We start from the raw sequence: 12,161 nt of genomic DNA, 5'->3' as shown, positions 1-12,161 counted from the left end.
CATTGGATACCGACAATGGAACTTTAGGCACGACGGTCTTGCAAGCGTTGACAAACAGCAGGACTTTCGTTTATGACAGTCCAGAAGACCAAGATTTTTTTGATACCGAAAAATTTCGGCAACGCTATGAGGATTGGGTTGCCAATCTATGCGGGAACTTGGGCTATAAAACCAGACGCGCCCTATTTAAAAACATGATGAGCGGGGATATTTGGCTGCACAACGGCTGCCTGAAAATCAGCCCGAGCCACCATGTCAAGCTGGAAGCGTGGGATGCCATTGATGCAGACAATGTAATTTTATCATTGGATAACAGTCCTGAAGAAATCGGAGCAGGTTTAAAGTTGGCATTGAGCCGCTGCCGATAATATTTGGCAAAAGGTCGTCTGAAAGCTGGAAACTTTTTTCAGACGATCTTTTTTATCACACTCAAGGCCAGCGTGCGTACCGCACACACCTTACCTGCATAGGTTTAATGCGGGCTACGGCTTGCTTGGAAGGATACGTGAATTAAAATTTAAAAAAGTTGACTTTCCCGTTCCTAATACTAATTGGAAAAATTCTATTGATGTCTTGAATGAATCAGGTAATGTTAATAGACCTCGTTATAGGAGTAAATAAAAATGGCAATTTGGAATTATCGGTACTACCTTATCCCATCAGCTGCTATCAGAAATAAATTTAATGCAAATAAAGATATCATACTTGATGAGTATCGATCTAATGGTTTTCAGAATTTTAATGAGAATAAAAGTTTTGAAAATTACTTTATCGATAATGATTTTATATTATTATCAATAATAAATGAAGCAAAAAAAAAAGCTTAAATCGAAAGAGTCTTGGGATAAAGATGCAATCATGTTTTGTGATAATTTTGGTAATAGTCTTACCGTTTGGCCAGATGATATAGAGTGTGAACTTGATTTAAGATTTGATTATACTAAATTTATTCAGAAAACCATTGACTGGGCAATAAAATATAATTGTCTACTTGTAATCGAAAAAACAGGAAATGTAGTTTCCCCTAATATAAATAATCTAATTTATGAAATAAAAGCATATTTGGAAAGCAAGCCGTGGCCCATATGAAACCTAAACTCAACAAGTAGGATGTGTGCGGAACGCACGCATGCGGTTCTCACGGTTTGAGCCAAGAGGCCGTCTGCAAACAGAAAAACCGTTTCAGACGGCCTTTATTTAATGTGCCGATCTTGCGCGGGCTATAAAGCGCAGTTGTCCAAAAAGGTATATTAATAGGCAAATACAAAAAGGAGGCGAAGTCAATTTTACTACCTTCAAACATTTTCAATTTGGAGTATTGCCATGATAATTAATTATCAAGAAGCAAAGAAAATCGCAGTATCTTTTTTAAGTCAAATAGAGCAAGAAATGGGAATTTCATTGTTAATAGTTGAATCTCATGTATGAGAAAATGATGATAGGTGGTTTTCCCATATCATTCAAAAGAATATTTAGAAACATTTGCAAAGGTCTCTATCAGCCTCAACAATCACTATTAAAATGTGCTCCGATGTTCTCTCTCCGCCTGTATGCGGCTTGGGCAAGGGCGAGGCTGCATTCGAGTAGGTTGCGGTTTTCGTATTCGGACGCGGTGTATGGCTCGGCTTGGTTTTGCTTCCAAAACTGCAGTTGGGCGATGGCGCGGCGCAGGTCGGTATCGTTGCGTATGATGCCCAGATGGCGTTGGTTGAAAGCTTGCAGGGTGGGTCGGCTGAATACGTTTTGGAGGCCGTCTGAAAAGATGTCTGTTTCGGCGGAGGGGCTTTCAGACGGCCTTTGGAATGGTTCGGTTTGGAACGCTTGTCTGTCCGCGATGGTTTGGGCGGCAAGTCTGGCGGTAACGACACATTCGAGCAGGGAGTTGCTGGCAAGGCGGTTGGCTCCGTGCAGTCCGGTACAGGCGGTTTCGCCTAAGGCGTAGAGCTGCGGCAGGGAGGTTCTGCCGCTGGGGTCGGTTTGAATACCGCCGCAGGTGTAGTGCTGCACGGGGCGGGCGGGGATGGCTTGGCGCGTAATGTCCAAACCGCATTGGGACAGGCAGTGCCGATGGATGGACGGGAAATGCTGACGGACGAACTCTGCAGGTTGATGGCTGATGTCGAGTGAGACGAAGTCTTGCGTTTGCTTGGTGATTTCGGCGGCGATGGCGCGGGCAACAATGTCGCGCGGTGCAAGTTCGGCGCGGCGGTCGTAATGCGGCATAAATCGTTCGCCCGCTTGGTTGGTCAGGATGCCGCCTTCGCCGCGCACGGCTTCGGAAATCAGGAAGGTGCGGCCGTTTTCAGACGACCTTGCCAAGCCTGTGGGGTGGAATTGGATAAATTCGAGGTTTTCGACTGCGCAGCCTGCGCGTATCGCCATGGCGATGGCGTCGCCCGTGCATTCGAGCGGCGTAGTGGTGGCGGCGTAAATTTGCCCGAGGCCGCCGCCTGCGAGTACGGTATGGCGGGCGCGGATGCAGTAGGTTTCTTGCGTTTGGCGGTCGAGGATGGTCAGTCCGCACGCCGCGTCTGATTCGGTTTGGATGTCCAACGCCATCTGCTGCTCGTAAACGCGGATGTTCGGGCGGCGACGTATTTGGGCAATCAGGCTCTGCATGACGGCTTCGCCCGTGTAGTCGGCGACGTGGGCGATTCGGCGGCAGGTATGCCCGCCTTCGCGCGTCAGGTGCAGACCGTCAGGATTCCGATCGAACGCCACGCCCTGCGCCAGCAGCCATTCGATTGCCGGTTTGCCCTGCGACAGGATGGTGCGGACGGCGGCTTCGTCGCACAAACCCGCGCCCGCCTCCAAGGTATCGGCAACGTGTTTTTCGATGTCGTCCTCTCCCGACCACGCCGCCGCAATCCCGCCTTGCGCATGACGGCTGGCGGTGTCGTCCAGCCGGTTTTTGCACAAAATGACGATGCAGAACGATTCAGGCAGCGACAGGGCGAGCGTCAGTGCCGCCAGCCCGTTTCCGGCAATCAATACGTCGCAATCGGTTTGCATGGTGTTGTCCTTGTTTGAGAGGTCGTCTGAAACGGCAATATTGACGGCAAATCAGGCGGGGCCCATGCCGTTGAACACATCTTTTTTCTTCAGCCCTGCCGCGAAGTCGAGCATACGCTGCAAAGGCAGTTTGGCGGCTTCTCCCAGCTTTCTGTCCAACAGGATTTCGTTGTGCCCGCTCGTCAGGGCGTGTTTGATGCCGCCCAGCGAATTCATCGCCATCCACGGGCAGAACGCGCAGCTTTTGCAGCTTCCGCCGTTGCCCGCCGTCGGCGCGGCGATGAATTCTTTGTCGGGCGCCTGTTTTTGCATTTCGTGCAGGATGCCCAAATCGGTCGCCACGATGAATTTTTTTTCAGGACGCGATACGGCGGCTTTGAGCAGTTTGCTGGTCGAGCCGACCACATCGCCCAGCTCGATGACGCTTTGCGGCGATTCGGGATGAACCAGCACCACGGCGTCGGGATGTTCCGCTTTCAACGCCGCCAGCTCCTGCCCTTTGAATTCGTTATGGACGATGCATGAACCCTGCCACAACAGCATATCCGCGCCCGTTTCGCGGCGGATGTAGTCGCCGAGGTGGCGGTCGGGTCCCCAAATCAGGTTCTCACCGCGCGATTTCAGATACGACACGATTTCCAACGCCACCGAAGACGTTACCACCCAGTCGGCACGCGCTTTCACGGCGGCGGAAGTGTTGGCGTATACCACCACCGTACGGTCGGGGTGTTGGTCGCAAAAAGCTGAAAACGCTTCTTCCGGACAGCCCAAATCCAAAGAACATTCCGCTTCCAAATCAGGCATCAGCACTGTTTTTTCAGGGCAGAGGATTTTTGCGCTCTCACCCATGAAGCGTACGCCCGCCACCACCAGCGTACCGGCTTCGTGTTCCGCGCCGAAGCGCGCCATCTCTAAAGAATCGCCCACGCATCCACCCGTTTCCAAAGCCAAATCCTGAATCAGCGGATCGACATAATAATGCGCCACCAAGACCGCGTTTTTCTCCTTCAGCAAAGCCTTGATTTCGTCTTTCAGACGGCCTGCCGTCTCGCGGTCGGGCGTGTCGGCAACCTTTGCCCACGCCTGACGGATTTGGCAGGCGGAAGTCGGCGTTTGGATGAGTGGCATATCGTAATCGAACGAGCGGCGGGCGGCGGTTTGCATGATGTTTCCTTGTAGCTGGTTTTTCAGACGGCATAAAGGTTTGCCGTTTATATTTTGAAATAGTTTTTATATTATGCTCAATTTGAGTATAATAAGCAAGGTCGTCTGAAAACCGCTTTGGTTTACAATAAGGTTTTCTCTTGAATGAAAGCCACGCATGGATGCCTATCCTGAAACAGCAGCCAATACGCAAAGTATCGTCGAGCTGGTTCCTGTACTGATCGCCATTACAAACGGCAGCTTGAGAGTTTTGACAGTTGCCAAAGGAGAGCTATTACCCAATGGCCTGCTTGCACCGCTTCGCCACTCTCTACAAGCAGGAGTCAGGATGTGGGTTGCCAAACAGACATCACAGCCTATGGGCTATGTGGAACAGCTTTATACCTTTGTAGATACGCGCCGTCAAAACGAGCAAGGCCTACCTGTCTTGTACGTCAGCTATCTGGGGCTGGTGCGCGAGGCGGCCGACAACATCCTGCATCCTGACGCGAAATGGCAGGACTGCTACGGCTATTTTCCATGGGAAGATTTGCGCATCGACGGCGGGCAGCGCGCCGCCATCGTCAGCCACCTGCGCATTTGGGCAAACTCGGCGGATACGGAGGAAGTGCGCCAAAAACGGCTCAAGCGCATTCATTTGTGCTGGGGGGTAGAACCGGAAAACTGGTCGGAAGAATACGTTTTGCAACGCTATGAAATGCTGTATGAAAGCGGCCTGATAGCGGAAGCCGCCGAGCCGCAGGCAAACTTCGACTTCATGCTCACGGGGCAGCCTATGCGCCACGACCACCGCCGCGTGTTGGCGACTGCTCTGTCCCGCCTGCGCGCCAAAATCAAATACCGCCCCGTGATTTTCGAGCTGATGTCGCCCGAATTCACGCTGCTGCAACTGCAAAACAGCGTCGAAGCCATCAGCGGCAGATTGCTGCACAAGCAAAACTTCCGCCGCCAGATTCAGCAGCAAAACCTCATCGAGCCGTCGGATACCAGCGTATCGGGCAGCAAAGGCCGTCCCGCGCAGCTTTACCGCTTCCGCGACGACGTTCTGCCCGATCAGCTGATTTCTGATATCGGACTGCCGCTGGGTAGCCGCTAACTGATTTTCAGACGGCCTCAAATTAAATTTTGCCCCATCGGGCAATATCAATATTTTTCCAACAAAGGAACCTTCATGTCGTCTGAAAACAACCTTCTTCCTCTCCCCGATACCCTGTTGCGCCCCATGGTAGAACAAGCCTTAAGTGAAGATTTAGGCAGGCGAGGCGATGTTACGTCCGCAGCCGTTATCGCTCCCGACAAAACCGCCAAACTTTTCCTCGTCAGCCGCAAAGACGGCGTTATCGCCGGCATGGATTTGGCGCGTCTTGCCTTTCAGACGATGGATCCGTCCGTCCGTTTCCAAGCCGAAATCCAAGACGGGCAAGCCGTTTGCGCAGGTCAGACACTTGCCACCATCGCAGGAAACGCCCGCGCGCTGTTGGCCGCCGAACGCACCGCGCTCAACTATCTTACGCATTTGAGCGGCATCGCCACCGCTACCGCTCGCGCAGTAGCCGAAGTTGCCGGTTACAATGTGGACATCGTGTGCAGCCGCAAAACCATCCCCCTGTTGCGCGTCCTGCAAAAATACGCCGTCAGAGCAGGTGGCGGCGTAAACCACCGCATGGGTTTGGACGACGCCATCCTCATCAAAGACAACCACCTCGCCTATTGCGGCAGCATCGCCCAAGCCGTACGGCAGGCAAAGCAAGCAGTCGGACCGTTGACCTGCGTGGAAATTGAAGTGGACACGTTGGCACAACTGGACGAAGCCATCGTGGCGGGCGCAGAACGGATTTTGCTGGATAACATGGACGACGAAACTTTGAAAGAAGCGGCAAACCGCTGCCACACACAAACCGCCCACCCACACACCGTCTATTGCGAAGCATCGGGCGGCATCGGCTTCGACCGCCTGAAGCGCGTGGCACAAACCGGCGTGGACGGCATCGCTCTCGGCTATCTGACCCACAGCAGCCATTCGTTGGATATAGGTTTGGATTTCGTGGCTTAAATTTCGAGTTTGCTATAAAGTAAAGGCCGTCTGAAATATAGACCTTTTATTTTCAAGCAGCCTTTTTGATTCCAAAGCAGAAAATATAAAAATTATGCAGGTTAGCTTCAACTTTCATATAACATAAAAGAGTAGGGCATAACTAAGCCATCATGTAAAAAAGCCGTCTGAAGCCCAATGTTCAGACGGCTTTTTACTCTCAAAATGATTAATTGATCATCACCATTTTCCAGTTATCCCAATGCGGATTGTTCTACCTGGCGCAGGCAGATAGGAACGGCTCATTGGGTCGAGGTAGTAGCGGTTGGTCAGATTGCTGCCCACCAGTTCGGCAGTCAGGTTTTTGCCGATTTTATAGCGCAGGTAGGCATCCCATACCGCAACAGGCTGCCAGCGCATATAGTCGGGGTCTGCCTGTTTTCCATTACCTGCTTGGTCGTAATATACCTGAAAAATCGCCCTGCGGTATTATTCAGCTTAATAATCAAGTAAGTCTTTCGCGGCTTATCGTATGTAGGAAAACTGCTACAATAATAACCATCAATAAACCATCCCTTGAATCTATTCAGTCTACCTGAAACTCAAAAAGCAGCATGCACATGGTTTTACAGAAACCCTGTAAACGGCAAAGCTATCTCTTTAGAAAACGCATAAGGAAAACAACATGAATCTAGCCATCACTGGCTCCAGCGGCAACATCGGCGGTATGGTCGCCCGTCATCTGAACACACGCGGTCTGCCGCTTATTCTGCCGCTGCGCAATCCTGCCAAAGCGACCGATTTGCCGAACTGCGAGGCGCGACGTTTTGCCTATGGCGATTTGGAGCTTGCCAAGCAGGCATTAAACGGGGTGGACGTGCTGTTTATGGTGTCCGCCGCCGAAAGTCCGTTGCGCGAACAGGAGCATTTGACTTTGGTGCAGGCTGCTTCGGAAGCGGGCGTGAAGCATATTGTCTATCTCTCTTTTGCTCAAGCGGCGTTGGACAGTACCTTCACGCTGGCGCGCACTCATGCGGTTACCGAAAATGCAATCCGGCAAACAAATATGCGCTACACCTTTCTGCGCGACAATTTTTACAGTGAGATGATGGCAACAATTGCTAACGCAGATGGCATCATCGCAGGCCCAGCCGACGACGGGCGCGTTGCCTGCGTTTCGCAGCACGATGTCACCCAATCAGCGGCAAACATCATCGCCGACATCGCTTGCGACAATCACCACCACGATAATCAGACCTACACACTGACCGGTTCCCAATCATTAAGTTTTGCTGAAATAGCCGCCGTCTTAACCGAAATCACCGGCAAACCGCACTGCTACCACAATGAAACTGTGGAAGAAGCCTTCGCCAGCCGCAAAGCTGAGTATCCTGACACGCCCGATTGGCAGATTGAAGCCTGGATTTCTATCTACACTGCCATTGCCAAAGGCGAGCTTGCTACCGTTTCAGACGACCTGCCTCAGTTGTTGGGACGCGCACCGCTTAGTTTTGAAGACGTAGTAAAGGCACAATATGCAAAATAATCTTGTTCCGTTTATCGAATTTTGCGGCGTAGGCAAGCATTATGACGGCAAATATGCTGTGCGCGATTTGGATTTGACCATTTATCAGGGTGAATTTTTCGTGTTGGTAGGTGGCTCGGGCAGCGGCAAATCCACCACTTTACGCATGATTAACGCGCTAATTGAACCGACCGATGGCAACGTTTATCTGCACGGGAAACGGATTAAAGACTACGACATCCGCCAGCTCCGCCACCAAATTGGTTACGTATTGCAGCAAATCGCGCTTTTCCCCACCATGACCGTCGCGGAAAATATCGAACTCATGCCTGACGTACTGGGCTGGCCGAAAGCCGAACGTAAAACGCGTGTGAATGAATTATTGGAGCTGGTGGAACTTGACCCTGCGCACTATCGCGACCGCTATCCGCACGAACTTTCCGGCGGTGAACAGCAGCGCATCGGTATTTTGCGAGCCATTGCAGCCAAGCCCCAAGTTCTGCTGATGGACGAACCGTTTTCAGCACTTGACCCGCTGGTACGTACCGTGCTGCAAGACCAAATTGCTATGATTCACCAAAAATTTGGCACCACTATCGTTTTCGTTACCCATGATATGCAGGAAGCCGCCAAACTCGCTTGCCGTATCGGTGTAATGCATAACGGCAAACTGGTACAAATCGGCACACCTGAAGAAATCAAAAAGCAGCCGGTAAACGATTATGTGCAATCGCTGTTTTCCACCGCCGATGCACCCGATGCCGAACGCATCATCCACCAATTCTTACGGTTGGATAAACAGGGACAGGAAGCTGTGAGAAGGGCAGTGTTATGATGGTGAAGGCCGTCTGAAACCTCTTTCAAGGCGCTAATACCTTGCTGTAAAGCAAACATAAACATCTATTATTCAACGTACTAAACATAAAATTTAAAACTATGTTCTCATCCCTAAACGTTACCCCGGCAGAACTCTGGCAAATGCTGCTTACGCATTTATGGCTTTCCGGCCTGGCTTTGCTCGCGGCAGTGGCGATTGCAGTGCCTGCGGCCGTGTTGTTTGCGCGCAGACAGCGGGCAGCGGAAGCGGTATTGCAGTTTACCAATATATTGCAAACCATTCCGTCTTTGGCGCTGCTGGGTTTGCTGATTCCGTTTGTTGGTATCGGTTCGCCGCCCGTCTTGATTGCGCTCACGCTATACGCGCTGTTGCCTATTTTTCAAAATACCTATTTGGGGCTGACCCAAATCGACCAATCGATTCAAGATGCGTACACCGCATTCGGCCTGTCGCGCTGGCAATCATTGTGGCGGATTGAGCTGCCGATGGCTTTGCCTGCCATGATTTCTGGCATCCGTACGGCGGCAGTGCTGATTGTCGGCACGGCAACTCTGGCGGCGCTAATCGGCGCAGGCGGCTTGGGCAACCTGATTCTGCTCGGTATTGACCGAAACAACATGACAATGACGTTTACCGGCGCATTGCTCTCCGCGTTATTGGCTGTCGGTGTAAGCGGCATTATCGGGCTGTTGCAAAAATCGCGACGCAAGTTGGCGATTATTCTTGCATTGGCGGTGTGCTTCGGCGCACTCGGTCTGTCGCAGATTTCATTTACACCTGCCACAAAAAACGTGGTGGTTGCCGGCAAAATGGGGAGTGAACCGGATATTCTGATTAACATGTATAAATTATTGATTGAACGTGAGAATTCGAACGTGAAAGTCACAGTCAAACCTAATTTTGGCAAAACCACCTTTCTGTTTAACGCACTGAATAGTGGCGAAATCGACATTTATCCTGAATTCACCGGCACAGTGCTGGAAGCCTTAGTACAAGTACCACCTGAACAGAAGAACCGCCATCTGTCGCCAGATGAAACCTATCAACGGGGCAAACAATTATTGGCGGAACAATATCAGTTAGAGTTTCTACCACCGATGTCTTATCAGAACACTTATGCGTTGGCAGTCAAAGAAAGCTACGGCGCGGCGCACCAACTGAAGACAATCAGCGACTTGAAGCAGGTAGCGCCCGATATCCGAGCAGGTTTCTCACTGGAGTTTACCGACCGAGCAGACGGCTACAAAGGCATGCAGGCAGCAGGTATCACGCTGAAACATATTGTTAGCTTGGAACCTGCCTTACGCTATACAGCATTGTTGAATGACAAAATCGACCTAGTGGAAGCCTTTTCTACCGATGCAGAATTGAAGCAATACCAGTTGCGCCTGCTGAAAGACGATATTTCTCTGTTTCCTGCTTACCAGGGGGCACCATTGATGAAAGCAGAATTTGCCGAAAAAAATCCCCAAATTGTGATCGCACTTAACCGACTGGAGGGAAAAATTAGCGAAGAAGAAATGAGCGAGATGAATTACCGCGTGAAAGTGCAAGGCGAAAGCGCGGAAAACGTAGCGCGGGAGTATTTGGAGAAAAATGGGTTGTTAGGAAAGTAAAATTGGCAGTAGGCTACCTGAAAGCATCAGATTCTTAGGGAGGTATTATGAAAGCCGTAAAAATCTATCAAGCCGGCGGTCCAGAGCAACTGATTTATCAAGACGTGCCAACACCTGATATCAAAGAGAGTTGGTCACTGGTAAAAATCAAAGGCTTCGGCATCAACCATTCTGAGATTTTCACGCGTGAAGGCAAATCGCCGTCTGTCCAATTTCCGCGCATTTTGGGCATTGAATGTGTAGGCGAAGTGGCGCAAAGTTCCACACCCGCGCTGGCGGTCGGACAAAAGGTCGTCTCTATTATGGGCGAAATGTATGGGCGAAATGGGGCGCGCCTTTGACGGCAGTTACGCCGAATATGTGCTGCTGCCCAACGAGCAAATTTCCCCCGTTTATACCGACTTGGATTGGACAACCCTTGCCGCAATTCCCGAAACCTACTACACCGCGTTTGGCTCATTACAACAGCTTCGTATCGCGCCGCAAGATCGTGTGCTGGTGCGTGGTGCAGGCAGTGGCGTGGGCGTAGCCTTTGCACAGTTGCTTAAAGCGCAGTTTCCGCATGTCGTACTGCACGGTTCAACGCGTAATCCTGCCAAAGCTACCCGTTTGCAGGCGGTTGGATTTGACGAAGTGATTACTGAAGCCGATGGCAAAATACAAACTGACCAAAGCTATGACAAAATTCTGGAATTGGTCGGGCCGGCAACTTTGCGTGATTCTTTCTCCCACATCAACGAACACGGCATCGTCTGCAATACAGGGCAGCTTGGTAACATATGGTACGTGAACAATTTTGATCCGATTATTGAACTCAAAAACAACAGCTATCTTACCGCCTTTTATTCGGGCAATGTCTCGCAAGCCAAGCTGGATGCGATGTTTGACTATATCCGGCAATTTAATGTGAAAATCTTAATTGAACGCGTGTTTACATTGGAACAAGTTCCCGAAGCCCACCGTTTTTTGCAAAGCGCGGACGGATTTGGGAAAGTGGTGGTGGTCAATGAATAGGGCTATCTAAAATTCTATAAAAGAAATTTAATCATGCTTTGGAATAAAACTGTGATCTGAATTGGTTTCATGGATATTGATAAAGAGAAGGCCGTCTGAAATTCTTCAGATGGCCTTTTATATTTGAATTCTGTAAGTGATTGTACAACTAGAAGAAACAGGACTTAGCAGGCTAAAATACTAGCATTATGAATTTAACATAATATAAATTAATTTCCTTTTCCCTATTCTTCTACAAATTCCGCTGTTTTGTTCCTATATGTCAAATGAGAATTAATGATACTCAAGAGAGTGTGCTCATAGTACTCCAATTTTTAGTATAAAATCAATAGGTTTTAAGCTGCTTAATTTTACTGTGACTCTACCACTGAATTAATGAAGTTGCAGGCTGTTTTTTGCTTTTCAGACAACCTTATGGTTTAAAGAGGTCGTCTGAAACCCTAAAAAGCAGTAGGTAGGCTTGGTTAATAAATCAAATGCTTTAGAAAAATGAAACGGTTTGTTGGGTCTCAACCCAAGCTAGGCTTGCTCAAACAACTGCGTAAACAGGTGCATTTTGATGAAATTATGGCGGGGAGCTATATTTTTGATAAACAAAAACAAGCCCAATCTTATACGATGTTAAAATCGATTGTGGATAAGCAATCGTGATAAAAACATGGCGAGATCATCTCGCCATGTTTTATGCCTAAACCATTTTCGACAACAAAATCTCCTTCAACTTGTTATACACCCACACCACTCGCTCGGCAACAATCGTTTGATATGGTCGATATAAATAAAGCTGCCATTTTTGCTTTTCAATTTCAGGGAAGAGTTCCACCAATCGACAGTTTTTCAAATAGGGATCACAAACGCTGTTTATAAGATAAGAGCAAGAGCGTCCAGCTAGCGCCGATTGCAGTTTGCTTTGCACAGATGTATAGACTGAGACCTTTGCAAAATTCCTTTTCCCCCGAC

General features: G+C 49.6%; 11 protein-coding genes and 2 pseudogenes. 9 read left to right on the top strand and 4 right to left on the bottom strand.

Translation table 11 applies throughout. The features are described from left to right. Positions 1–2 precede the first annotated feature (2 nt). Together HMPREF2606_RS08255 and HMPREF2606_RS08250 are read left to right on the top strand one after the other, a co-directional pair. Positions 3–368, top strand: coding sequence for a contact-dependent growth inhibition system immunity protein (locus HMPREF2606_RS08255; protein WP_083325225.1), 366 nt, complete (start codon positions 3–5; stop codon positions 366–368). A gap of 255 nt (positions 369–623) precedes the next feature. After that, a pseudogene (locus tag HMPREF2606_RS08250) lies at positions 624–1,089 on the top strand (hypothetical protein). A 414-nt stretch (positions 1,090–1,503) separates the two neighbouring features. Here the strand turns inward: HMPREF2606_RS08250 and nadB are convergent. Further along, positions 1,504–3,012 carry an L-aspartate oxidase gene (gene nadB, locus HMPREF2606_RS08245; RefSeq protein ID WP_070843505.1) on the bottom strand — a complete coding sequence of 503 codons (1,509 nt, stop codon included), beginning with the start codon at positions 3,010–3,012 and terminating at the stop codon, positions 1,504–1,506. 51 nt (positions 3,013–3,063) lie between these two features. Further along, on the bottom strand, positions 3,064–4,176 hold the full coding sequence (gene nadA / locus HMPREF2606_RS08240) for a quinolinate synthase NadA (protein WP_070843504.1): 1,113 nt from the start codon (positions 4,174–4,176) through the stop codon (positions 3,064–3,066). Between the two features lie 157 nt (positions 4,177–4,333). Here nadA and HMPREF2606_RS08235 point away from each other — a divergent pair, with 157 nt between their 5' ends. Continuing rightward, the gene (locus tag HMPREF2606_RS08235; RefSeq protein ID WP_070585271.1) at positions 4,334–5,272 is read left to right on the top strand and encodes an NUDIX hydrolase; all 939 of its coding nucleotides are present in this window, start codon (positions 4,334–4,336) and stop codon (positions 5,270–5,272) included. Positions 5,273–5,347: 75 nt separating this feature from the next. Next, a complete protein-coding gene (gene nadC, locus HMPREF2606_RS08230) occupies positions 5,348–6,229 on the top strand; it encodes a carboxylating nicotinate-nucleotide diphosphorylase (RefSeq protein WP_070711766.1) in 882 nt (293 codons plus the stop codon). 219 nt (positions 6,230–6,448) lie between these two features. On the opposite strand, the gene HMPREF2606_RS08225 is transcribed toward nadC, so the two are convergent. After that, positions 6,449–6,628 (bottom strand): TonB-dependent receptor, encoded by a 180-nt coding sequence (locus HMPREF2606_RS08225; protein WP_070461572.1) that lies wholly within the window; start codon positions 6,626–6,628, stop codon positions 6,449–6,451. 265 nt (positions 6,629–6,893) lie between these two features. Here HMPREF2606_RS08225 and HMPREF2606_RS08220 point away from each other — a divergent pair, with 265 nt between their 5' ends. The 5 genes from HMPREF2606_RS08220 to HMPREF2606_RS08205 all read left to right on the top strand — a co-directional run bounded on the left by HMPREF2606_RS08220 (position 6,894) and on the right by HMPREF2606_RS08205 (position 11,201). Continuing rightward, the gene (locus HMPREF2606_RS08220; protein WP_070843503.1) at positions 6,894–7,754 is read left to right on the top strand and encodes an SDR family oxidoreductase; all 861 of its coding nucleotides are present in this window, start codon (positions 6,894–6,896) and stop codon (positions 7,752–7,754) included. Next, the gene (locus HMPREF2606_RS08215; protein WP_070843502.1) at positions 7,744–8,568 is read left to right on the top strand and encodes an ABC transporter ATP-binding protein; all 825 of its coding nucleotides are present in this window, start codon (positions 7,744–7,746) and stop codon (positions 8,566–8,568) included. Before HMPREF2606_RS08220 ends, HMPREF2606_RS08215 begins: the two co-directional genes overlap by 11 nt. A 101-nt stretch (positions 8,569–8,669) precedes the next feature. Further along, the gene (locus HMPREF2606_RS08210) at positions 8,670–10,187 is read left to right on the top strand and encodes an ABC transporter permease/substrate-binding protein (RefSeq protein ID WP_070843501.1); all 1,518 of its coding nucleotides are present in this window, start codon (positions 8,670–8,672) and stop codon (positions 10,185–10,187) included. A gap of 47 nt (positions 10,188–10,234) precedes the next feature. Next, positions 10,235–10,528: an alcohol dehydrogenase catalytic domain-containing protein gene (locus HMPREF2606_RS11145; protein WP_210399343.1), complete on the top strand. Its 294-nt coding sequence runs from the start codon at positions 10,235–10,237 to the stop codon at positions 10,526–10,528. Further along, positions 10,503–11,201 (top strand): zinc-binding dehydrogenase, encoded by a 699-nt coding sequence (locus tag HMPREF2606_RS08205; RefSeq protein ID WP_210399342.1) that lies wholly within the window; start codon positions 10,503–10,505, stop codon positions 11,199–11,201. The genes HMPREF2606_RS11145 and HMPREF2606_RS08205 overlap by 26 nt, the downstream gene beginning before the upstream one ends. 688 nt (positions 11,202–11,889) lie before the next feature. Here HMPREF2606_RS08205 and HMPREF2606_RS11140 read toward each other — a convergent pair. Next, positions 11,890–12,161: pseudogene (locus tag HMPREF2606_RS11140) on the bottom strand (hypothetical protein); the annotation flags it as partial.

Origin of the sequence: Neisseria sp. HMSC070H10 (assembly GCF_001837635.1) — a bacterium.
Classification (GTDB): domain Bacteria; phylum Pseudomonadota; class Gammaproteobacteria; order Burkholderiales; family Neisseriaceae; genus Neisseria; species Neisseria subflava_A.
This window is presented reverse-complemented; position numbering and strand designations above follow the sequence as displayed.